Source organism: Burkholderia aenigmatica (assembly GCF_902499175.1).
GTDB lineage: Bacteria > Pseudomonadota > Gammaproteobacteria > Burkholderiales > Burkholderiaceae > Burkholderia > Burkholderia aenigmatica.
Genome location: NZ_CABVQC010000039.1, coordinates 1 through 22,151, shown reverse-complemented (window position 1 = coordinate 22,151; position 22,151 = coordinate 1). Strand labels below are relative to the sequence as shown.

At 68.7% G+C, this 22,151-nt stretch carries 14 protein-coding genes and 1 pseudogene; all 15 read right to left on the bottom strand.

Annotated features, from left to right (window positions below; genetic code table 11):
- Positions 1–78: 78 nt before the first annotated feature.
- A complete protein-coding gene (locus tag BDO18943_RS25300) occupies positions 79–702 on the bottom strand; it encodes a hypothetical protein (protein ID WP_175024513.1) in 624 nt (207 codons plus the stop codon).
- A gap of 55 nt (positions 703–757) precedes the next feature.
- On the bottom strand, positions 758–3,031 hold the full coding sequence (gene tssI / locus BDO18943_RS25295) for a type VI secretion system Vgr family protein (RefSeq protein ID WP_175024512.1): 2,274 nt from the start codon (positions 3,029–3,031) through the stop codon (positions 758–760).
- Positions 3,028–5,688: a type VI secretion system ATPase TssH gene (gene tssH / locus BDO18943_RS25290; protein WP_175024511.1), complete on the bottom strand. Its 2,661-nt coding sequence runs from the start codon at positions 5,686–5,688 to the stop codon at positions 3,028–3,030. Before tssH ends, tssI begins: the two co-directional genes overlap by 4 nt.
- Positions 5,689–5,700: 12 nt before the next feature.
- Positions 5,701–6,798: a type VI secretion system baseplate subunit TssG gene (tssG, locus tag BDO18943_RS25285; RefSeq protein WP_175024510.1), complete on the bottom strand. Its 1,098-nt coding sequence runs from the start codon at positions 6,796–6,798 to the stop codon at positions 5,701–5,703.
- Positions 6,795–8,666 (bottom strand): type VI secretion system baseplate subunit TssF, encoded by a 1,872-nt coding sequence (tssF, locus tag BDO18943_RS25280; RefSeq protein ID WP_175024509.1) that lies wholly within the window; start codon positions 8,664–8,666, stop codon positions 6,795–6,797. Before tssF ends, tssG begins: the two co-directional genes overlap by 4 nt.
- Before the next feature lie 4 nt (positions 8,667–8,670).
- Positions 8,671–9,219 (bottom strand): type VI secretion system baseplate subunit TssE, encoded by a 549-nt coding sequence (gene tssE, locus BDO18943_RS25275; RefSeq protein ID WP_175024508.1) that lies wholly within the window; start codon positions 9,217–9,219, stop codon positions 8,671–8,673.
- 16 nt (positions 9,220–9,235) lie between these two features.
- On the bottom strand, positions 9,236–9,727 hold the full coding sequence (locus tag BDO18943_RS25270) for an Hcp family type VI secretion system effector (protein WP_027791618.1): 492 nt from the start codon (positions 9,725–9,727) through the stop codon (positions 9,236–9,238).
- A 71-nt stretch (positions 9,728–9,798) separates the two neighbouring features.
- Positions 9,799–11,307, bottom strand: a complete 1,509-nt coding sequence (tssC, locus tag BDO18943_RS25265; protein ID WP_089452965.1) for a type VI secretion system contractile sheath large subunit — start codon at positions 11,305–11,307, stop codon at positions 9,799–9,801.
- Entirely contained in the window at positions 11,300–11,854 is a 555-nt protein-coding gene (tssB, locus tag BDO18943_RS25260; RefSeq protein ID WP_043183757.1) for a type VI secretion system contractile sheath small subunit, read from the bottom strand. Before tssB ends, tssC begins: the two co-directional genes overlap by 8 nt.
- Positions 11,855–11,927: 73 nt before the next feature.
- Complete coding sequence (gene tssA / locus BDO18943_RS25255; RefSeq protein ID WP_175024552.1) at positions 11,928–12,992, bottom strand: type VI secretion system protein TssA; 1,065 nt, start codon at positions 12,990–12,992, stop codon at positions 11,928–11,930.
- A 40-nt stretch (positions 12,993–13,032) separates the two neighbouring features.
- A complete protein-coding gene (locus BDO18943_RS25250; RefSeq protein ID WP_175024507.1) occupies positions 13,033–15,369 on the bottom strand; it encodes a serine/threonine-protein kinase in 2,337 nt (778 codons plus the stop codon).
- Positions 15,370–15,441: 72 nt separating this feature from the next.
- Positions 15,442–16,137, bottom strand: coding sequence for a type VI secretion system-associated protein TagF (tagF, locus tag BDO18943_RS25245; RefSeq protein ID WP_175024506.1), 696 nt, complete (start codon positions 16,135–16,137; stop codon positions 15,442–15,444).
- Positions 16,119–19,745, bottom strand: coding sequence for a type VI secretion system membrane subunit TssM (gene tssM, locus BDO18943_RS25240; protein ID WP_175024505.1), 3,627 nt, complete (start codon positions 19,743–19,745; stop codon positions 16,119–16,121). The genes tagF and tssM overlap by 19 nt, the downstream gene beginning before the upstream one ends.
- A 1-nt stretch (position 19,746) precedes the next feature.
- Positions 19,747–21,069 (bottom strand): DotU family type VI secretion system protein, encoded by a 1,323-nt coding sequence (locus BDO18943_RS25235; protein WP_175024504.1) that lies wholly within the window; start codon positions 21,067–21,069, stop codon positions 19,747–19,749.
- Between the two features lie 15 nt (positions 21,070–21,084).
- Positions 21,085–22,059: pseudogene (gene tssK, locus BDO18943_RS25230) on the bottom strand (type VI secretion system baseplate subunit TssK); the annotation flags it as partial.
- Between the last annotated feature and the right edge of the window lie 92 nt (positions 22,060–22,151).

Sequence of the window (22,151 nt, the reverse complement as noted above, 5' to 3'; positions counted from 1 at the left end):
CGTCGGGCTGATCAATGAACGCTTCGAGCGACGATTCGATGGCGGAGAATTCACGATGCATGACGTCAGGCCGCCTTCTCAGTTCAGGCGAACGTACCGGCTGCGGACGACGGTGTCCGCTTCGGTCCGGATATCGACACCGCCTCGCCCGCCCTCCAGTTCTAGCGTTTGCGCACTCAACCGCAGCTTGCCGGCGACTTCGATGTTCACGTTCCGGTTCAGCAGCGTCACGACAGGCCCGTCAGAAGAGGCCCGCACCTGCAGCAGCGGGCAGCCCGATGCATCCGCGATCTGCACGCACTTGTCGGCTTCGAGGGAAAGCGCCATCGCCGGCTCGACCACGGGCTCGACTGGTTCACCATGCCCTTTGCGCGCGAGCAGCCCGGCGATCAGGTACTCGGGCCAGTTCGCCGGCGACTGCAGCAACACGCGATCGCCGATGCGGGGCTTCACGTCGGCCACACATTCGAGCCAGCGTTCGTGCGTGACGTCGTCCTGCACTGTCCACTTCACGCGAATGAGCCCCATCGCGTCGGGATGATGCGTATCGGTCACTTCGCCGATCATCGTCGACGATTCGCGACGTTCGGCAGGCCGCGTGCGATCCGGCGTCGCATCGTTGGCGAACAACCGGCGCAATGCCTCGACCGTTTCGGCTTCGAGCGCTTCGTCGACCATCATCTGATCCGATTCGTTTTCCATCGAATGTCTCCCATGCTTCGAATGCAATCGCGTGACCCGCAGGCGCCGGTCGAAATCAATTGATGTGGGCAATCGTCCCCTGGATCGTCACGCCCGATCCGTCGAGCGTGATCGAGCCGCCACCGGTCGCCAGAACGATCCTCGTCGCGTTGACGTTGACGGTGCAGCTACTCTTGCCGTTGTCGATGTTGACCGTCGGCGCCTGAAGATTTGCCGTCGATTTGCCGGAAAGATTGAGATCGTTCTCGCCGTAAATCGTCACGCCAGGTGCGTAGCCCGCAATGTTGACGCCCTTGCCGTATCCGGCGATGGCCACACCGCCACCCTGGCCGCTGATCCCGACACCGGTATCGCCTCCGGTTCCGCCGATGGAGACGCCGACGTTGTCCTTGTTGATCGACACGCCACTCTTTCCTGAACCCATGTCGATGTATTGGCCGGCCGCCAATGAAGCGACTTTGTTGACGTCCACGGAATGGTTTCCAGCATTGACCTTGGTCGCATACGACCCGGTGCCGACGACATGCGTGCTGTCGCCCTTCACGAAAACGTCATGCGTGCCGGTTATCACCGCGAGGCTGTGATTGCCTTTCGCGACGGTATGCGAACTGTCGCCCTCGACGGACACGCTGCGGTTCCCACCCACCCCATGCGTCTCATCCACCCCGATCTGTGCGACCCGGCTCTTGCCGATATTCACCGTCTCGTTCTGCCCCACACTCCTCTGCCGGTTGTTCTTCACCTGCATCGTTTCGTCGTTCCCGACCGTATGCGTGTGGTTGTTCCCGACAGACAGCGAATGATCGAGCTCCGTCTCCGCATCGAAATTCCGTTCCGCGTGCATCCAGAGTTGCTCGGCGCCCTTCTTGTCCTCGAACCGGAACGCATTGGCGTGGTCAGTCGTTCCGCCCGGTGAAGATCTGGACAGCAGCCCGCTCTGCGTCGCACTCCCCGGCAGCCCCCACGGCGGCATCTTCTCGCCGTTGAAAACTCGCCCGGTGACGATCGGCTCATCCGGATCGCCATTCAGAAAATCCACGACGACCTCATCGCCCACCCGTGGAATCTGCACGCCCCCGAACCCACCACCAGCCCAGGGACTCGACACCCGTACCCAGCACGACGAATCCTGATTGCTCTGCCCGTACCGATCCCAGCGGAATTGCAGCTTCACGCGTCCATACTGATCGGTCCAGATTTCCTCCCCCGGCGGCCCGACCACAGTGGCCGTCTGCGGCCCGTTGGTGCGCGGCCGCGGCGTCTCGCGCGGCGACCGGTAAGGCAGGCTCGACGGCTGCACGAGCATCATCGTCTGATGCACGACGGCCTCCGCGCCCTGATCGCTCGCATACGCGTTCTCCTGAAACCGGTACTGGCACCGCACGATCAGGTACTCGCGGTTCTGGTCTGCGCGCGGGCAGTGTTCCAGCGTGAACAGATAACCGGGCGCGACACCGCGCACATCGGTATCGGCACGCGCCCGCTCATGTTCGGCCTGCTGTTCCTCGAGCCGCACGCGGCTGTAATGCGCACCGGGCGCATCGTCGCGATACCCACCCGGCCACTCGAACGACGCAAAACTGTCGTGATCGTGCCCACGCGGATCGACCTTCTGCGACGAAAGATCCGCGCGCGGCTTCGTATAGTCGTAGTCGGTGGTCTGGTGCCGCCCGACGCTCACCTCCTGCGCGGGCAGCCAGCCGTCGATGTGCTCCTCGTCGGCGATCGCGGTGCGGTCGCGCGCGATGTACGGAATCGTCTCGTAACCGGGCAGCGCGGTGTGCGACGACATCGCGTCGCCGAGCATCAGCGTGTGCGTGTCCTCCGCATGCCGGAACCAGAAGTAGATCCCCTCGAACTCCATCAGCCGCGACACGAACGCGGCATCGGTCTCGTTGTACTGCACGCAGTAGTCGCGTGGCGCATACGACTCGGCGAGGTGGTTCTCGATCGGAAAGCCGTACGTGGACAGCACTTCCTGCACGATCTCGGGCACGGTCTTGTTCTGGAAGATCCGGCAATCGGAGCGGCGCGTCGCGAGCCACAGCCACGGGCGCACGATCAGCTCGTAGCCGTAGTACCGTTCGGCTCGCCGTCCGGCGAGCGATGCGCGCGCAACGATGCCGTTCAGGTAGCGCGTCGACAGGTCCTGCTGCTCGATCCGGACCGTCACGGGCTTGCCGAGCATGTCCTTCAGCGACAGGCTGTGGCTGTCGGCAAGCGCCTCGATCCGGAATTCGAACAGGCGGCCGAGTTCGTCGCTGCCGTCGAGCGTATGGAATTTGAGGGCATCGCCGTGCGGGCTGTCGAGTGTGAATACGCGATTCACGTCGTTTCCTCCTCGTCGAACCGGTACGTGAATTCGCCGTCGGCCGCGCTCAACTCGATCGACGCGAGCGCGCGCCCTTCGAGCGTGGCCTGCAGGATCGCGCGGCCGATGCGTGGCATCACGGTATGCGTGAGAATCGCGTCGACCATCCGGCCACCGGATTCGATCGTCCGGCAGCGCTCGACGACCAGCGCGGTCGCCGCGTCGGTGCAGTGCAGCCGGATGCCGTGATGCGCGTCGATCCGCTGCTCGATCCGCCGCAACTGCAATGCGACGATCCGCGCGAGCGTCGCGTCGGTGAGCGGGTAGTACGGTACGACGGTCAGCCGGCCGAGCAGCGCGGCGGGAAACACGTCGAGCAGCGGCGCGCGCAGCGCATCGGCGAGCGTCTGCGTGTCCGGCAGGCGCTCGGGATCGCGGCATAGCTGCATCACGCGATCGGCGCCGACGTTCGACGTCAGCAGGATCACCGTATGCCGGAAATCGATGTCGCGCCCTTCGCCGTCCTCCATCCAGCCCTTGTCGAATACCTGGAAGAAGATCTCGTGCACGTCGCGGTGCGCCTTCTCGATCTCGTCGAGCAGCACGACGCTGTACGGGCGGCGGCGCACGGCCTCGGTGAGCACCCCGCCCTGGCCGTAGCCGACATAGCCGGGCGGCGCGCCTTTCAGCGTCGACACGGTATGCGCCTCCTGGAACTCGCTCATGTTGATCGTGATTGCGTTGTGTTCGCCGCCGTACAGCGTGTCGGCCAGTGCGAGCGCGGTCTCGGTCTTGCCGACACCCGACGGGCCGCACAGCAGGAACACGCCATGCGGCTTCTTCGGATCGTCCAGCTTCGCGCGTGCGGTCTGGATGCGCTCGGCGATCAGTTCGACCGCGTGCTTCTGGCCGACGACGCGCTCGCCGAGCGTATCGGCGAGCCTCAGCACGGCCTGCGTTTCGTCGCGCACCATCCGGCCGAGCGGAATGCCGGTCCAGTCGGCCACGACGGCGGCCACCGCATGCGTGTCGACGGCGGGCAGCACGAGCGGCGCGTCGCCCTGCAGGTCGGTCAGCGCCTGCTGTGCGGCCGAGAGACGGCTCTGTGCCGCGGTACGCGCGTCGGCGTCGAGCGCACGCGACGGATCGTCGTCGAGCAGCAGCGCGCGGGCGTCGACGATCGCCGTCAACGCGTCGCGTTCGGTTTGCCAGCGCGTGTCGAGCCGGTCGAGTTCGGTCTGGGCAGCGGCGATGTCGTGATCGATCGCCTCGCGCCGGGCCGTATCGCCGGTGCCGAGCGTGCATTCGCGCCCGATCCGTTCCTGTTCGACACGCAGGCTGTCGATCCGGCGGCGCGCATCTTCGATCGGCGCGGGCACCGCGTGCTGGCTGACGGCGACGCGCGCGCAGGCCGTATCGAGCAGGCTGATCGCCTTGTCGGGCAACTGGCGGGCGGGAATGTAGCGGTGCGACAGCGTGACGGCGGCCTGCAACGCGTCGTCGAGCACCAGCACGCGATGGTGGGCCTCGAGTTTCCCGGCCAGGCCACGCAGCATCGTCAGCGCAGCCGCTTCTTCGGGTTCGTGCACGTGCACGAGCTGGAAGCGCCGCGTCAGCGCGGGATCCTTCTCGATGTACTGCTTGTACTCGGACCATGTGGTCGCACCGATCGTGCGCAGCAGCCCGCGCGCGAGCGCGGGCTTCAACAGGTTCGCGGCGTCGCCGGTGCCGGCGGCCCCGCCCGCGCCGACGAGCGTGTGGACTTCATCGATGAACAGGATCGAGGGCCGCTCGGACGACATCGCTTCGTCGATCACGCCGCGCAGCCGGCTCTCGAACTCGCCCTTCACGCTCGCGCCGGCCTGCAGCAGCCCGATGTCGAGCAGGTACAGCGCGACGTCGCGCAGCGATGGCGGCACGTCGCCGGCGGCGATTCGCAGCGCGAAGCCTTCCGCGACGGCGGTCTTGCCGACGCCGGCCTCGCCGACCAGCAGCGGGTTGTTCTGCCGGCGCCGCAGCAGGATGTCGACGATCTGGCGAATCTCCGGATCGCGCCCGATCACGGGATCGATTTCGCCGGCCCGCGCGCGGGCGGTCAGGTCGACCGCGAAGCGCGCAAGCGCCGAGCCGTCGGCGGCGGCGGTCGTGCCGCGCATCGCAGCGTCGCCGCCCGGCGCAGCCTGCCCGGCCGGTGGTGCCTCCGGCGAGCCTTCGACGATCGATTCGAGTGCGTCGGCGAGCACGTCCGGCACGATGCGCTCGAATTCGCGCGTGATCGCCAGCAGCACGTTACGCAATTGCGGCGTCTTCAGGATCGCGAGCAGCAGCACCGCGCCGCGAATACGCGTCGCGTCGTACTTCAGCGTCGCATAGACCCATGCGCGCTCGACCGCATCATCGATATGCACGGATAGATCGGACACCGAGCCCGCGCCGCGCGGCAGCTTGTCGAGCGCGGCAACGAGCCCGCGGTCGAGCGCGGCGTCGTCGATCGCGAAGTGGCGCAGTACGCGCTGCAGGTCGCCGTCGGGCCGCTGCAGCATCTGCTTGAGCCAGTGTGCAAGTTCGACATACGGATTGCCGCGCAGCCGGCAGAAGCCGGTCGCCTGCTCGAGCGTCTCGTAGAGGAACGGATTCAGTTTTCCGAACAGGTTGGCGCGGCCGATATCGGACATGACGGTTCCCGTTTAGGCGGTTTCGCGATGAAGGGGGGCGCCGCCGCGCCGCACGTCGTAGCGGACGACGAGGTCGCGCGCGGGGCCCGGTTCGAGCCGCTGTCCGAGCCACGCGGTGCGGCCGATGCCCTGCGGCGCGCCGAGCGCGATCGCCGGCACCGCGTCGGCCGCAAGTTCGAGTTGCACGTCCCAGTCGAACTCGATGCCGACGTATTCGCGCACCCATTGCGCAAGCTGCCGGGCATGCGGGCCGCCCGGCAGGAAACGGCGGTACGCGTCGAGCGACAGCGGGCCGAGCACGATCCGGAAGCGCGACTGCGCATCGCGCACCGCGATGCCGAGTGCGACGGCGCCGACCCGCAACGTCGGCCGCGTCGCGCGGATCGTGCAGCGTTGCGAGCGTTCGATCGCGACCCACTGCGGCACGTGCTCGACGACGCGGGCCTCGACACCGAAGTGCCGGCGCAGGATCTGCACGAGGCCCTCCGGGTTGCGCGTGTGCCGCACCAGATGGCCCGCATGGAAATAGCGTGCGTGCGGCGCGAGCGCGTCGGTGTCGGCGTTGGCTTGCGAGGCCGGTTTGTCGCCGTGTGCTGCTCGCCCGATCAGGCTCGCGACATAGCCATCGAACCGTGCACGTTCCGGGCGATCGAGGCTCACCGTCGGCTGCGCGTCGGCCCACGCGCGGTAGAACAGCAGGATCAGCCGGTGATGGAACAGGTCGGCGAACGCGGCGAACGTCGGGTCGTCGTGCTGTGCCGCGCGTTCGTGCGCGTATTCGGTCAGGTGTGTCGGCAGCGGCCCGTTCGGCCCGAACACCCCGAACCCGTGGATCGCGATGCGCGGCGGCGTGCCACTGCTCTCGTCGCTCACGCCGGCCAGCATCGATGCCGCGAACGCGAGCGACGGCTGCTGCCCGAGCCGCACCGGTTCGTCACGCGGCCGCGCGGCATGGCCAAGCGGCGCGCGGCCGGGCGACAGCGCGTCGAGCCAGCGCAGCGCCTGGAACAGGTCGTAACCATGCGGCGCGGCACGCAGGCGTGCCCACCACGCGTCGCGGCGTGCGGCTTCGGCGGCCGGGGCGGCGCCCGGTGACCTATCGCGCTTCATATCGCGGGCCGCCTGCCGATGCGCGCCGGCCAGCGCGCGAGCGTGCCGCGCTGCGCGCTGGTCAGCACGCATTCGGCGAACGCGTTGATCGACACGTGGCGCGCGAAGAACTGTTCGAGCACCGCGCCGAGCAGGAACGGACTGTCGCCGGAAAACGCATGGTCGTCGACCGTCACGTCGACCTGCACGCCGCGCCCGAACATCAGCGGCCCGGCCGTCGGCAGCCGGCGGAACACCGGCGAGAACGCCACGCGCAGTACGCCATCGATCTGCCGGCGCATCGCGGCATCGGCCGGGTCGGCATGCAGGCCGAGCAGTTCGCGCAGCGCATGCGCGCCCTCGTCGTCGTCGAGATCGGTCAGCGTGTGGCGGGCCAGCCCGAGATGGCGGATCAGCCGCCACGCGGTTTGCGCATCGGCGATCGGCGGGCGCGGCCGCGACGGGCCACGGATCGCGACGATGCTTTCGACCGGGGCCGACACGCGCAGCGTGAACGTGTTCGCGTCGCCGGGTGCCTGCAGCAGCACGAGATCGCGGTTCGTGCACAGCGTGTCGGCCGCCAGGTAACGCATCGTCTCGTCGTACGGTGCGCACTGGCTGTCGACCAGCGACACGTAGGTCTCGCTGCCGACGTAGCCGGTGCGCGTGCCGCTCGCGCGTGCCTGCGTGGAGACCAGCCGCGGCTCGCGCCGCACCGTGTAGTACGCGCCGTGGTTGCCGTCGTCACTGGCGATCGACGCGTGAAACGGCCGGAATTCGCGCGACTGGCCGTCGTCGCGCTGCTCGCTCGCGAGCCGCTGCACCGCATAGACCTCGTAGTCGAGCGGCCGGCTGCGATCAACGACGACATGGTGCTCACGCGCGCCGGGCTGCAGCGGAATGCGATCGGCGCGGCGCGCGAACAGGTTCACGGCCGGCGTGCAGTTCAGCGCGAGGTGTTTCGCGCTGACGGCCGCTTCGAGCGCCGCGTCGTGGCGGTCGAACAGCACGGTCAGTTCGAACTCGTCGCCGGTCGCGCGCGCGAGCGCGGCACGCAGCCCGCCGATGCTGAAGAACAGGAAGCGCGCCGGAAACGCGAAATACTCGCGCAGCAGCCGGTAGCCGTGGAAGCTGCGGCCGTCGTCGGGCAGGATCGCCTGCGCGGGATCGAAACCCTCGTGGACGATCGCGTCGGCGTCGAGCGTATGCAACCAGCGCGGCGGCTGCGCCGGATCGTGGCACACGACGCCAAGCGCATGCGCGGCGATCAGTTCGAGCAGGTGCAACGCGTCGCGCTCGGGGCCGGCGAGATGGAACGTCAGCCGGTCGAGCGGCAACTGGGAGAGTTTGGCGCCGCCGCGCGCTTTCAGCCGGATGCGCAGCGCACCGCGCACGTCCTGCCGTGCGGCGAAGGCGCCACGCGGCAGCCACGACGGCGCGCCGGTGACGGTCGCATCGGTCAGTTCGAGCGGCCACAACGTCAGGTCATGCGCGGTGCGGAATTCACAGGCGGTCTGCTCGGACGCGGCCGGACGCGCGCGCAGCGCGGTGCCGGCCGGCAGCCGCCAGCCTTGCGCGAGGCTGCCTTCGTTCAGCATCGGCGCGAACCGCACGATCGCCATCGACGGCAGCGGTGCGATATAGCCCGGATACACGGCATCGAGCAGCGCCTGCGTGAAGCGCGGAAACTCGGCGTCCATCTTGAGCTGCACGCGCGCGGTAAGGAAGCTGAAGCCTTCGAGCAGCCGCTCGACGTACGGGTCGGGCGGCCCCGATTCATTGAGCCGCAGCCGCGCGGCCACTTTCGGGAACTGCTGCGCGAATTCGCCGCCCAGCTCGCGCAGGTACGCGAGTTCGCGGTTGTAGTAGTCGAGCAGGCGCGTATCCATCGCGTCAGGCCCCCGCCACGGATTGCAGCGACATCGCGCCCGTCTCGAGATCGAGGTCGGAGCGCAGCACGAATTCGAGCGGATGCGGGATCGACCACAGCGTGCCGTGAATCTCGAACAGCAACACGTTGTGGCGCCGTTCGCCAGCCCGGCCGCCGGCCGCGTCGATCACGCTGCGCACTTCGACGCTGTCGGGCGCGATGCGCGGCTCGAAACGGAGGATCGCGTCGCGGATCGACGCCTCGACCGACATGCGCTCGACGCCCGACATCGGCTTGCCGACGAGCGGCCGCATCCCGTAGTTGAGCACCGACGCCTGCGCGTGCGCGAACGCCAACCAGTCGACGAAACCGTCCTCGGCGTTGCGCGTGTTGAGCAGCCACGCGAGATCGCGCAGCACGGCCGCGCGCAGGCGGTCGGTGCCGATCCACAGTGCGCCGGGCGCTTCGGTCGCGTGCTGCGGCGCATCGTCGGTGAGCCGGTCGAGCAATGCGGGCTGGAGCCGGTCGCGCAGGCTGCCCTCCCGGCCGTCGCGGGTTCGCGGGTCGTCCATGGTCATCTCCGCGCCGTCACATCTCGGTGTTTTCCTTGATGTTCCAGCCGACGGTCACCTCCGCGCCCTTGCCGCCGTTGTCGTTCTGCTGCCAGTACTGCTTCTTCACCTTCGCGGCCTGGAAACCGTAGTGCATCATCAGCCGATCGGCGACGTCGCCCGGATCGATGCCCGCGACCTGCGCGGACGTGACGAGCACCTCCTGCAGCGTCACGCGCATGAACTCGACCTGCGTGCCGCCCGTCTTGCACGCGGAGATCTCGACCGACGACAGATGCTTGCCGTTCGCGCAGTTCTTGATGATCGCGGGCGCGCCCTTGTCCATGTACGCGGCGACGACGAGATCGTTGAAGCTCGCCTTGCCCGCATTGCCGCCGCTGCCGCTCGCCATCGCGCCCGGCTGGCTCGCGCCCCACGTGAACGACTGGATGTCGGTCCAGCCCTTGTGCTGTGCGTCCGCCGATTCGCCGGTCACGCCGTCCACCTTCATAAACATTGCCACGCCCATTGCCGTCTCCGTTTCAGTGCGATGTCAGGATGAATGCCGCGTTGAATGCCGATCGTTGCTTGCGCCGCCGCTCACTCGTTGGCCGCCTTCGCGGTCGGCAGCCGCGAGATGAGCCGCAGCGACACCGTGAGCCCTTCGAGCTGGTAATGCGGCCGCAGGAAGAATTTCGACGTGTAGTAGCCGGGGTTGTCCTCGACCTCGTCGACCACCACCTGCGCGGCCGCGAGCGGTTTGCGCGCCTTGGTTTCCTGCGACGAGTTGATGGGGTCGCCGTCGACGTAGTTCATGATCCAGTCGTTCAGCCAGCGCTCCATGTCGTCGCGTTCGCGGAACGAGCCGATCTTGTCGCGCACGATGCACTTCAGGTAATGCGCGAAGCGGCAGCACGCGAACAGGTACGGCAGGCGGCCGGACAGCCGCGCGTTCGCGGTCGCGTCGGGATCGTGGTATTCGGCCGGCTGGTACAGCGACTGCGCGCCGATGAACGCCGCGAAATCCGAGTTCTTCCGGTGCACGAACGGCATGAAGCCGTTCTTCGCGAGCTCGGCTTCGCGGCGGTCGCTGATCGCGATTTCCGTCGGGCATTTCTGGTCGACGCCGCCGTCGTCGGTCGGGAACGTGTGGCTCGGCAGCCCCTCGACCGCCCCACCCGATTCGACGCCGCGGATCGACGAACACCAGCCGAACTGCTTGAACGAGCGGTTGATGTTCGCGGCCATTGCGTACGCCGAGTTCGCCCACGTGTAGCGGTCGTGGTTCGCGGCATCGGTGTCTTCCTCGAAGTCGAATTCGTCGACCGGATTGGTGCGCGCACCGTACGGCAGCCGCGCGAGAAAGCGCGGCATCGCGAGGCCGATGTAGCGCGAATCCTCCGACTGCCGCAGGCTGCGCCATGCCGCGTATTCGGTGTTCTGGAAGATCTTCGTCAGGTCGCGCGGGTTCGACAGCTCCTGCCACGAATCCATCTGCATCAGCTCCGGCGACGCGCCGGCGATGAACGGCGCGTGCGCGGCCGCCGCGATCTTCGACAACTCGCCGAGCATCTCGACGTCGGGCGGGCTGTGGTTGAAATGGAAGTCGCCGACCAGGCAGCCGAACGGTTCGCCGCCGAACTGCCCGTACTCCTCTTCGTAGATCTTGCGGAACAGCGGACTCTGGTCCCACGCGACGCCCTTGTAGCGCTTCAGCATCCGCGCGACTTCGTTGCGCGACGCCGGCAGCGCCTTGATCTTCAGCAGCTCGTCGGTCTCGGTGTGCGTGACGAGGTAATGCAGCCCGCGCCACGCGCCTTCGAGCGTCTGGAACTCGTTGTGATGCAGGATCTGGTTGATCTGCTCGGACAGCTTGCGGTCGATCTCCGCGATGATCTGCTTCACGCTGCCGTATGCATCGGTCGTCATGCCGACCGTATGTTCGAGCGCCTGCTGCGCGAGCGTGCGCACCGCGCGCTCGACCGACTCGCGCGCCTCGGCCGTCTTCGGCTTGAACTCCTTCTGCAGCAGCGCGGCGAATTCGTCGTGCGCGACGGCTGGTTGCGCGGTATCGCGTGTGTCCGCGCGGGATTGGACGGGATCATTCATCGCGGGCCTCCGGTTGGGTCGCGTCGCCGCCCTGTGCAGGGGCATGCGGTTCGCGCACGAGCGTCTTCAGCAGGTCGGGATCGTTGATCGCGCGCTCGATCAGCTGTTCGGCGCCGTGCTTGCCGTCCATGTACGACAGCAGGTTCGACAGCTCGGTGCGCGCCTCCAGCAGCCGTCGCAGCGCGTCGACGTTGCGCGCGATCGCGGCCGGCGAGAAATCGTCGATCTGCTCGAACGTCATGTCGACGTTGAGCATCCCTTCGCCCGTCAGCGTGTTCGGCACCTGGAACGCGACGCGCGGCGCGACCGACTTCATCCGCTCGTCGAAGTTGTCGACGTCGATCTCGAGGAACTTGCGCTCCGGCAAGTCCGGCAGCGGCTCGGCACGCTTGCCCGCCAGATCCGAAATCACGCCCATCACGAACGGCAACTGCACCTTGCGTTCGGCGCCGTAGGTCTCGACGTCGTACTCGATCTGCACGCGCGGCGCCCGATTGCGCGCAATGAACTTCTGTCCGCTGCCTGCCGCCTTGGTTCTGTCCGTCATCGTCCACTCCTTCACATCGATCAGGTTGCGCAGTCCGTCGGCGTCGCCCGCATGGCGGCGCCTTTCGTTCGTTTCATTCGCTCCGCTCGCCGCTCAGCAGATCCAGTTTCGGCAGGCTCTCCGGCGCGAGATCGCGGATGATTTCGTAGAAGTCGAGCGCGAGCAGCCGCTGCGCGCGACGCAGCAGCAACGGCGCCGGATGGCTCGGCTCGTGCTGCTCGAAATAGCGGCACATCTTGTCGAGACCGATCCGCACGTCGTCGCGGCTCGTGACTTCGGCGTCGCGCCACGCGTGGGCGTTCGGCATCGCCGCCGCTGCGGTTGCTGCGGGGCCGGCCGGTGAGGCGTCGCCGGGTGCGGCCTGCTGCATGTCGGGCGAGACCGGTTGCGGCTCGGGCAGCGGCACTTCGCGCACGATCCGCCGCAGCGCCTTCTCCGCATCGCCTTCGTCTGGCACCCATTCGCGGCCCAGCCTGTCCGTCACGCACACGCGGATCGCATCCAGCGCGTGCAGTACCACGCGCGCCGCGTCGAGCGGGGTCGTGCCGTCGCTGCGCGCGGTGGACAGCAGCGCAGCCAGCAGGCTTTCGCGGCTGCCGGCCACGGAGCTGCCGGCGTCGTCGCGGCCGTCGAGCAGCCGTTCGGCGTCGCGCACGCTCGGCCCGCCGTCGAACAACGGCTGGCGGCGCGCCGCACGTGCGCAATCGTGCGCGCCGGCTACCTCGGCGAGCGCGTTCATCCGCAGTGTCGGGTCCGGTTCGCCGTCCGCGTCGAGCCGCGGATGCAGGTCGTCCCAGCGGCGCTCGAGCAGGTTCGCGACGAGCGCGAGCGCGTCCGCGTAGCCGTGAATGCCGTGCTGCTCGGTCCAGCTTCGTGCGAGACAGGCGATGACGCGCAGATCCTTCGTGCGCGCGGACAGCGCCAGCGCGAGCCGCTCGACCGCGCGCCAGTCGGGCGCTTCGGCCGGGATCACGGTGTCGCCGTATTGCTGCTCGGCACGCGGCGTCGCACGCTCCTGCAGTTGCAGGAACTCGGCGTCGTATTCGAGGTTCATGCCGCACGGCGCATCGGGCGCGACATCCGCGAGCAGTTGGCCGATCACGTCGGCGCGCGGTGTCGCCGGCATGCCGGGTGGCATCGTGGACAATGCGGCGGCGGCCAGCGCCGCCTGGCTGACGTCATTCGAATGCATAGTCGATGTTGACCGGTTTGCTGCCGAAGTCGATCGCCACGGTGCGGTGCAACGGCGGCAGCGAGCCGTTGCGGATCTCGATCACGTAGACGCCCGGCGTCAGCGATACCGAACGCAGCGGCGGGCTAGCGCCGCGCCGCGCGCCGTTCACGTAGATGTCGCCCCACGGCCGCACGTTGAATCGCACCTGCACGGTTTCCTGCGCCTTCTGCGGACGCGGCTGTTGCTCGGCGGGCAGCACGTTCGCGGCGGCGATGGCCGTCTGGTTTTCAGGCGGCTTCGGCGCCGAGGATGCCGAAGCCACCGGTGGTACGGCGGCTGCCGACGGCGGCACGTTGACGACGCGCTCCGACGCGTCGAGGCTGCCGGCGGGCGCGATGGCGGAACGGGAACCGGCCGTCGCCGCCGGGGCCGGGTTCGTCACGGTGGTCGCAACCTGCGGCGCGGGCGCGGCTTCAACGGCAGGCGTGCTGGCAGGCTCGGCGGCGATGGGGGGCGGCGGAACTTGCGCGGACGATCCGGCCGGCAGGCTGGACGGCGGCACGACGGTCGGTGTCGGCCCCTGTTGGGCCAGTGTGGCGGCCGGCGCGCTCGCAGGCGGAGACGTGCCGGCCAGCGGCTGGCTCGCAACGGGCGCGGGCTCGTCGGCGACGCGGGCAGGACGCGACAGATAGGTTGCGGCGAGGCCGACGGCGATCAGCGCGACGAGCGCGCTACCGACGTAGACCGGCAGGCGGCGGTGGCGCGATCCGGCGGTGGCTTGACCGCGTTGGGCACCGGGCGGCACGGATGCACCGCCTGATGACGAAGCCGATGCGGCGGGATACGGTGCGCCGGCAGTCGCGTGCGCGTTCGCATTCCCGGAACTTGCTGCACTGCGCGTACCGATGTCCGTGTCGGGATTTGCGGATCGCGTACCGGCTTCGTCGCGGGTGTCGGTTCGTGCAGCGGGCGGTGCTTTCGCGCGTTCGGCGTTTCCGTTCGGTGCGTCGGATTCAATCGGCTTTTCAACCGGGTTGACCGCCGGCTGAGGCCCAGACGATGCGGACGCTGCGAGCGTGCCGGCGGTCGCAGTCGTGGCGCCTTGCGCGGCCGCCTGGCGCGTTGAACGCGCATCGGTCTCCGGCTTGGCAGCGGACACGGCAGACGATGCGGATGCCGTGTCGGTGGCCCTGGACACCTGATCCTCACCGGCGGGCGTTGACGGCCGCCGATCCTGCGCAGCGTTGCCCGAAGCGGTCGCGCCCGCGCCGATCGAAGCCGCAGCGGCAGCCGACGTCGTGCCGGACGCAGCAGAAGCTTCACCCTTCCCTTCCCCGCTCCTGCCAGCTTCAGTCACAGGCGGCACGGCCGTCGCACCATACCCGCCACCCGCCCCGAAATCCCGCAACCCGAGTTCCGCCGCGAACGCCGCGACCGATTCCGGTCGATCCGGAATCCGCAACTGCAGCGCATGATCGACGGCCGCGAGAAACGCCGGGCTGTACACCTCGCCGGCCGGCAGTTCGCGCGATGCGAGCGGCCGGTACGTGTCCTTGATGCTGCGCACGACCGCCGCGGGCGGCAGCTCGCCGGTGATCATCGCGTGCATCACCGCGCCGAGCGCATAGAGATCGGTCCACGGCCCCTGGCTGAACGCGGGGTCGTCGGTGTACTGCTCGATCGGCGCGTAGCCGGGCTTGATCATCATCGCGCCGTCGTCGACCAGATCGCCGATCCGTTTGCGCGCCGCGCCGAAGTCGAGCAGGATCGCGCTGCCGTTCGGGCGGATCAGCACGTTGTCGAGCGCGACGTCGCGATGGAAGCACTGCGCGCGGTGCAGCGTGTCGAGCGCGCCGAGCAGCGCGCCGACGATATTGCGCAACTGCGTCTCGCTGATCCGCATCCCGCCGTCGAGCAGCTGCTTGAGCGTGCGCCCTTCGTAGAACGGCATCACCATGTATGCGGTGCCGTGGCTTTCCCAGAAATGCAGGACCTTGACGAGCCCCGGATGATCGAATTGCGCGAGCAGGCGCGCTTCGTTGAGGAACGCGCCGCGCCCGGCGTCGAACGCCTGCGCGAACCGCTCGGAGCGCAGCGACACCGTATAGTCGCCGCCGCGCGTGGCCAGCATCGACGGCATGTATTCCTTGATCGCGACCGCGCGCCGCAACGTGCGGTCGAATGCGCGATAGACGATCCCGAAGCCGCCGATGCCCAGCACCTCGTCGAGCTGCAGTTCGCCCAGGCGATGGCCGAGCGGCAGCGGCCGCACCGTGAATTCGGATGCGTCGCCGCGTGTCGCCGTGTCGTGCTCGTTGTCTCTCGATCCAGCGTCCTTCATCTCCACCACCTCTCGAAACCGCGTCCTGTCCGCCCGCCGCGCCCGGCGGCCCGCCCTCCTGCGGCCGGGCCGCTAACTGCCGCCGAACAGCGTCAGGAACAGCGCGTTGTCGGGCGTGCCCGTATGCGCATGCGTGCGCAGCGGCGATCCGTCCGCGCGGTTGGTCCACCAGAAACTGGTGCCGCCGTGCGGATCGAAGTAACCGGACAGCCCCGGCCACGCAGCCGGGGCCGGCCGTTCCGGCGGCGGCGCCGGCATGCCGTCGACGATGTCCGCGTACGTGTCGTCGCCCTGTGTGAGCCGCACGCGTTCGAGCATCTGCTCGAGATCGCCCGGCGCGCGTGCATGGCGGATCGCGTCGAGCAGCGCCTGGCCGACCTGCCAGTAGAACGTGTCGGCGGCATCCGGCAGCCCGTTCCAGTAATCGGCCGCGCGCATCGGCAGCGTGACGATCACCGGGTAGTAACGCCCCACGCGGTCGCAGCTCGGCGCGAGGCAGCCCGGCTGCACGCACGACGCGCCGGCGCCCGCCGGAATCAGGAAATTCCAGACCGGCGCGACCGTGTAGTGGCGCTCGATCTCGTCCGCGCCGCGCTGCCGCATCGCGGCCATCCCCTGCTGGAGCCAACGCTCCCACCACAGCGCGAGCGCATGCGGCAGACGGCTGTTCACGAAGTCGCCGGCGCCGGGAATCTTCCCGTACCAGGCCGGCGCATCGCCGTCGGTACGCGTGAACGGCGGGGTCGAGCTCATGGCTTCGGAGGGCATGTAAAGGACTCCATCTGGGGCAGCCTGAACGGGTTGCGGACACTGCCCGCATTCACTTGCAGCACGATCGGTTTGCCGTCGACCGTGAAGCGCGCAATCATCTGGTCGGAACCGCGCCCGGCCGACACGGCCGCGCGGTCGAACAGCCGGTGCAGTGCCCACGGCCCGTCGGTCGAAAAACCGTCGGTCGCACCGGCCTGCCCCGATACCTGCAGCCGCACCTGATTGCTGCCGCGCGGGCCCGGCCAGTCCACCGCGCTCTGCACCAGCGGGCCGTGCGCGTAGCGGACGATCTGCCCGTCGACGTCGAGCACCATCTCCGTGATCGACGGATCCATTTCGAGCGGCTGGATCTGCACCTTCAGTTGCGCGGTGCGCGCACCGCCGCCGAAATAGACGTCGCGGATCACCGCCGCCTTCTCGAACGATGCAAGCATCGCGGCGGCCGACGGATCGGCGTCCGCATTGCGGTTCGCGAAGCGCCACGGATGCGACGTCGTATCGACGATCGACTGCAGGTTCTTCTGGAAGAAGTCGTCCATCAGCCCGCCGGGCGCGAACATCTGCGCGAAATCCGCCGGCGCGACGTCGCGCGACGCGCCGCGCGCGAACGGATAGCGGCCCGCGATCGCCTGCCGGCAGAAGTCGCCCACGTTCGCGCCGGCCCGCGTCGCGACGCTGCGCTGCTCGACGGTTGCGACACTGCCGTTCGCGACGTTCGACAGGTCGTCGAGCACTTCGCGGAACGGCGTCGGCAGGCGGCCGGCCTGCGCGCGCAGCTTGGCGGGCGCGTCGGACGGCGGCGGTTGCGCGCCGCTCCTCAGCGCGTCGTCGGTGGCCGTCAGGTACGTGTACAGCGCGTCGATCGACTTCAACACCTCGTTGAACGCCTGGGCCTGGTCGCCGCTGCCCGGCGCGAACGCGCGCAGCCCGGCGAAGTGGCTGTCGACGATCTGTTCGGCGCTCGCGGGCGCCGCCGCGGATGCGCTCGCATTGCTGCCCTGGCCCGCGAAGATCTGCGACAGCGAACTGCGCGCCTCGTCAACCTTGTCCTGCGCGCGCGCCGCGAGATTGCGTGCCCCGCCCGGCGCATCGCCGAGCGCCGTGTCGCGCGCGAGCGCAACCATCAGCCGTGTGAGCGGCGAATCGGCGGACGACAGCGCACGCGCCACCTGGATGCTCTGCGCGAGCGTCGCGGTGCGTTGCAGTTTGATGTCGGCGAGATAGTCGTCCCAGATCTTCAGGTAGTCGTTCAGGTACAGCTGGCGGATATCGCGGGCCCATGCGGCTGCGTCGTTCGGCCCCGGAATCTCGGAGAGACCGAGGTTCAGCACCCACACTTCCTCGCGTCCGTACGCGTCGACCTCGCCGGCCAGGCGCGGCGCGAACACGTTGCGATAGCCGTTGCGCGTATAGAAGCCCGGCACGCCTTCCGATAGCGGCTTGCCGCTCTGACGGCGGAACACCAGCGACGCGTCGGGGCCGACTGCCCGCGCGACGCTGAAGTCGAACGCGGAGGTGGCCGGCCGCAGCGTGAGCGTGAGTTGCCGGTACAGCCGCTGCGAGAACGGCACCTGCCGCAGCCGGTCACGCACGTCGGCCACGAGCCGCTCGTTCATCGGATACGGCGACACCGCGACGCGTCCGCCGAACAGCGCGGCGAGATGCGCACGCAGCGCGGAGCGTTCGGCCGGCGAGAAATCGGGCGGCAGCGCGCGTTCCATTTCGAGGTCGACGACGGCCTGCACGAACGCAGGATCGTAGTGCGCGCTGTCGTACAGCATCAGGTACGCCTTCAGCGCCGCATACGCGTATTCGGTCTCGTCGGGCCGTGCGTCGCGCAACGCGGCTTCCATCCGGCTCGCGGCGATCGGCAGCAGCACGTCTTCGAGCGCGCGCCGGTACACGGCATCGACGGCTTCGTCGATCTTCTCGCCCTGGAACAGCCCCCACCGATACGCGAGCGGCGGATGCTGCAGGTCGACGCCGCCCGCATTCGCGAGGCCGCCGAGCGCGTCGAGCACGGGCAGCAGACGGGCGACGTCGGCCGCATCGGAGAATTTCGCCCCGGCGATCTGCGCATCGACCGCCGGCACGCGCGCGGCGATCTGGTCGAGATACGCGCGATTGTTCGAATAGCTGCGCAGCCACGCGACCAGCACGGCCACGCACACCAGCGCGAGCAGCACGTAGCCGGCGATCCGCAGCACGCGCCGCTTCTGATGCCAGCGCAGATCGCTGCCGGCGAGCGCGGCTTCGCGGAAGATGTGCTCCTGCAGCAGCGACTTCAGGAAGAAGCTGCGCCCGGTCGAGCCGACCTGCGCGACCGGCGGCACGCCCTCGATCTTCAGGAAGCGCTTGATGCCGCTCATCACGCGATCGAACGCGGTGCCCTCCTGCGTGCCGCTCGTCAGGTAGACGCCGCGCAACATCGGCATCGGCTCGTAGCTCGACACGGAAAACACCTCGGCGACGAACTGGCCGAGCATGTCCTGCAGGTCGGCGATCTGCTGCGGCAGCAGGTACGTCATCTCGCGCTGTCGGGCGTCGGTCTGCGCGGCAAGCAGTTCGGGCAGCCCGTCATTCAGTCGCTGGTGCAGCAGCCGGTATTCGCGGTCGAATGCCGCGCGCAGGTCGAAACCCGGCGCCTCGCTTTGCGCGAGCGGGAACGTGAAACCCCACACCTGCGCGCATTCCGTGCGGCCGTAGCTGCTGAAATACTCGGCGAAGCCCGCGAGCAGGTCGGCCTTCGTCACGAGCAGGTACACGGGAAAACGGATGCCGAGCTGCGCGCGCAGTTCGAGCAGCCGCTTGCGAAGCACCATCGCGTGCTGCGTGCGTTCGGCCTCCGACGCGCCGAGCAGGTCGGCCACGCTGATCGTCAGCATCGCACCGTTCAGCGGCTGGCGCGTGCGGTATTTCTTCAACAGGTCGACGAAGCCTTTCCACTCGGCCTCGTCGAGCGCGCGGTTGCCCTCGTGCGTCGTATAGCGGCCGGCCGTGTCGATCAGCACCGCGTCGTTCGTGAACCACCAGTCGCAATGCCGGGTGCCGCCTACGCCGCGAATCGCCGCGCGGCCGAACTGCTCGGCGAGCGGAAAACTGAGCCCGGAATTCACGAGCGCGGTGGTCTTGCCCGAGCCCGGTGCGCCGATGAACACGTACCACGGCAACTGATACAGATACTGGCGCGACATCCGGTCGAACCACTGCGACAGGCCCTTGCGCGCTGTGTCGGCCTGGCCGAAGCGGACTTTCTTCAGCAGCGTCGCGGCTTCGTCGAAGCGGCTGCGCAACTCGTCGAGCTGCGCTTTGGCCGGATCGTCGGCGGTGGCCGGCCCCGGCGCGGCTTCGCGCAGCTGGTTCAGCAACTGCGCGTTGAGGCGGCCGGCACGCCAGCCACGCCACGCGACCCGTGCGCCCCACGCGAGGAACAGCACCGCGATCGTCAGCCCGCGCGCCCAGCCGCTTTCGAGCGGCCGGACCTCGGCGAACGAGAACAGCGGGCCGGCGAGCCAGATGAAGCATGCGAGCACGACGAGACCGGCGAAAGTCCAGATTTCCCGCGACGGCAACGGCCGGACGAAACGCGCGACAGCCTGGTTCATGTCAGTGGGCTCCCTGCGTGGCGCTCGCGCCGACGGCGGCAGTGCCGGGCGCCGGCAGCAGCGTGATCTCGACGCGCCGGTTCAGCGCGCGGTTCGCCGGCGAATCGTTCGGTGCGACCGGGTCGAGCGTGCCACGCCCTTCCGCCGCGAGCCGCTCCGGATGGTCGAGCCGCGCGGCGATCATGCCGCGCACGGCTTCCGCGCGTTCGCGCGACAGGTCCCAGTTCGACGCGAAGCGCGCGGTATGCACGGGCGTGTCGTCGGTATAGCCGGTCACGCGCACGTTGCCGGGCACCTTGTTCAGCGCATCGGCCACGCGCGCGAGCACCGGCACGTAGCGGTCGATCACCGACGTCGAGCCGGACTTGAACAACCCGTCGCCGCGCAACACGATCACGCTGCGATCGGCGTCGTCGCGCACCGACACGAGGCCAGCCGCGATTTCCGGTTCCAGGAACTTCGCGATGCGCGGCGCCGGCGCCGGACGCGGCGGCGCCTGCGCGGGCTGCAGCTTCGGCACGTGCAGCGCGTCGATCGACGCGAACAGCCGATCCGAATGCCCGGCGAGCGCGATCCGCAGCCCGACGAACACGCCGAAGCCGATCAGCAGCGCCAGCGCCACGCATACCCACAGCGGCACGACGAAACGGCGTGCGACATCGCGCGTGACGACGTCGCGCCAGTGCGGCGACAGCGCCGGTTCGAATTCGCCGCGCACCGAGCGGATCGTCAGCGCGAGTTGGTGGCGTAGCGCGTCGAGCTGCGCATGACCGTTGTCGAGCACGCGATAGCGGCCCTCGAAGCCGAGCGCGAGACAGAAATACAGCAGCTCGAGCAGGTCGAGATGCTGGCGCGGCTGCTGCGACAGGCGTTCGAGCAGGTGGAAGAACTTCTCGCCGCCCCAGGTCTCGTTGTGGAACGACACGAGCAGGCTGTGCGACGACCACACGCTGCCGCCCCACGGCGTCAGCGCGGCCGCTTCGTCGAGCGCCGTGCACAGGCAGTAGCGCGCGCCGATGATCGCTTCCGACGGCACGCCGGCTTCCTGCGCACGTGCCTCGAACTGCCGGATCTCGACGACCAGGTGCTCGCGCAGCCACGCCGGATTCGGGTGATGGACGGTCGAACGGATCTGCGGCACCAGGTTCAGCAACGGATTCGCCGCCGCGACGAGCGGGTTCGTGCCGCTCGCGGCCCAGCGTCCCGGGCGCGGCTGCGTCGCGGTCGGGCCGGCCGTGCCCGCCGCGGACGGATGCACGCCGCCCGGATTCGGCGGCACGAATCCGCCTGCGCCGGGGGAGATCGAATCGGAGGAGGAATTCATCGCGTCGCCCCGCCCTTACCCGCGTATCGCCCAGAACTCCATCGAGAGTCCAGGGAATTCGCCGGCGAAATGAAAAGCGAGACCGCCGGAGCGCGCCAGCTGCTTCCACAGGTCGCTGCCCTTGTCGATCTCGAAGTACGTATGACCTGCGTGATACGGGATCTGCCGCGGCGCGACCGGCAACTGGCGCATCGTGATGCCCGGCAACTGTAGCTGCACGAGATCGCGGATCCGCTCGACCGGCCCGAGCTTCGCCTGGGCGGGAAAACGCGTGCGCAGGCTGTCGGCCGGCACGTCCGCGCGCACCGCGAGCACGAAGCCGGCCGTGTCGCGCAGCGCCGGGTCGGCCAGCATCGCGACGCGGATGCCGTTGCCCGCATCGCGCAGCTCGATCTGAATCGCGTTTTGTTCGAGCACCGTCGACAGCGACCGGCGCAGCTCGGTCATCAGTTCCGCGAAGCTCGTGCGCAGGTCGTCGTGCACATAGACCGCGAGCGACTGCGGGCGCCGGCCGGCCGCCGTGAATGTGCTGAGGTCGCACGCGAGCTTCAGCCAGTCGCAGAACAGCGCCTCCGGATGCGTCGACACGTGCTGCTGCGCGTGCCAGGTCAGTGCGAGATAGCGGTTCACGAGCTGCAGCAGCAGGAAATCCGCGACTTCCGACACGCCGCCGCGGCCGGGCTCCGACAACCGTGCCGCGAGCGCTTCGCTGCGTTGCGTGAGCAGCCCGTGCAGCTCGCGTGCATAGGCCAGCAGCACGGCGTCGTGCTGCGCGACGAGGCGCGGCGGAATGTAGCCGTCGTCGACGAGCAGCCGCGCGTCGGTGCGCCGCTCGACGATCCGCGCGACGCCGAGCGCGTGCCAGTCGCCGGTCAACTCGGCTTCGAGCATCAGCCGCACGTTCAAGCGGCCCGTCTGCAGCAGCGCGGGGCCGAGCGCGACCGCGTTCGCGTCGGCCACTTCGTATTCGCGCACGACGTAGCGCGCGACATCCACGCTGCCATTTGAGAGAAGGAGAGATATTTCCCAGGGGGACGAAAGATAAGTGGGAACAACCGGGATGATACGGGAAGAGTCCGGAA

Bases quoted from the DNA above. Each gene is read 5' to 3' on its own strand.
- BDO18943_RS25300 (WP_175024513.1), bottom strand. From the start codon at position 702: ATGGAAAACGAATCGGATCAGATGATGGTCGACGAAGCGCTCGAAGCC.
- tssH (WP_175024511.1), bottom strand. From the start codon at position 5,688: ATGTCCGATATCGGCCGCGCCAACCTGTTCGGAAAACTGAATCCGTTC.
- tssG (WP_175024510.1), bottom strand. From the start codon at position 6,798: ATGAAGCGCGATAGGTCACCGGGCGCCGCCCCGGCCGCCGAAGCCGCA.
- tssF (WP_175024509.1), bottom strand. From the start codon at position 8,666: ATGGATACGCGCCTGCTCGACTACTACAACCGCGAACTCGCGTACCTG.
- tssE (WP_175024508.1), bottom strand. From the start codon at position 9,219: ATGGACGACCCGCGAACCCGCGACGGCCGGGAGGGCAGCCTGCGCGAC.
- BDO18943_RS25270 (WP_027791618.1), bottom strand. From the start codon at position 9,727: ATGGGCGTGGCAATGTTTATGAAGGTGGACGGCGTGACCGGCGAATCG.
- tssC (WP_089452965.1), bottom strand. From the start codon at position 11,307: ATGAATGATCCCGTCCAATCCCGCGCGGACACACGCGATACCGCGCAA.
- tssB (WP_043183757.1), bottom strand. From the start codon at position 11,854: ATGACGGACAGAACCAAGGCGGCAGGCAGCGGACAGAAGTTCATTGCG.
- tssA (WP_175024552.1), bottom strand. From the start codon at position 12,992: ATGCCACCCGGCATGCCGGCGACACCGCGCGCCGACGTGATCGGCCAA.
- BDO18943_RS25250 (WP_175024507.1), bottom strand. From the start codon at position 15,369: ATGAAGGACGCTGGATCGAGAGACAACGAGCACGACACGGCGACACGC.
- tagF (WP_175024506.1), bottom strand. From the start codon at position 16,137: ATGCCCTCCGAAGCCATGAGCTCGACCCCGCCGTTCACGCGTACCGAC.
- tssM (WP_175024505.1), bottom strand. From the start codon at position 19,745: ATGAACCAGGCTGTCGCGCGTTTCGTCCGGCCGTTGCCGTCGCGGGAA.
- BDO18943_RS25235 (WP_175024504.1), bottom strand. From the start codon at position 21,069: ATGAATTCCTCCTCCGATTCGATCTCCCCCGGCGCAGGCGGATTCGTG.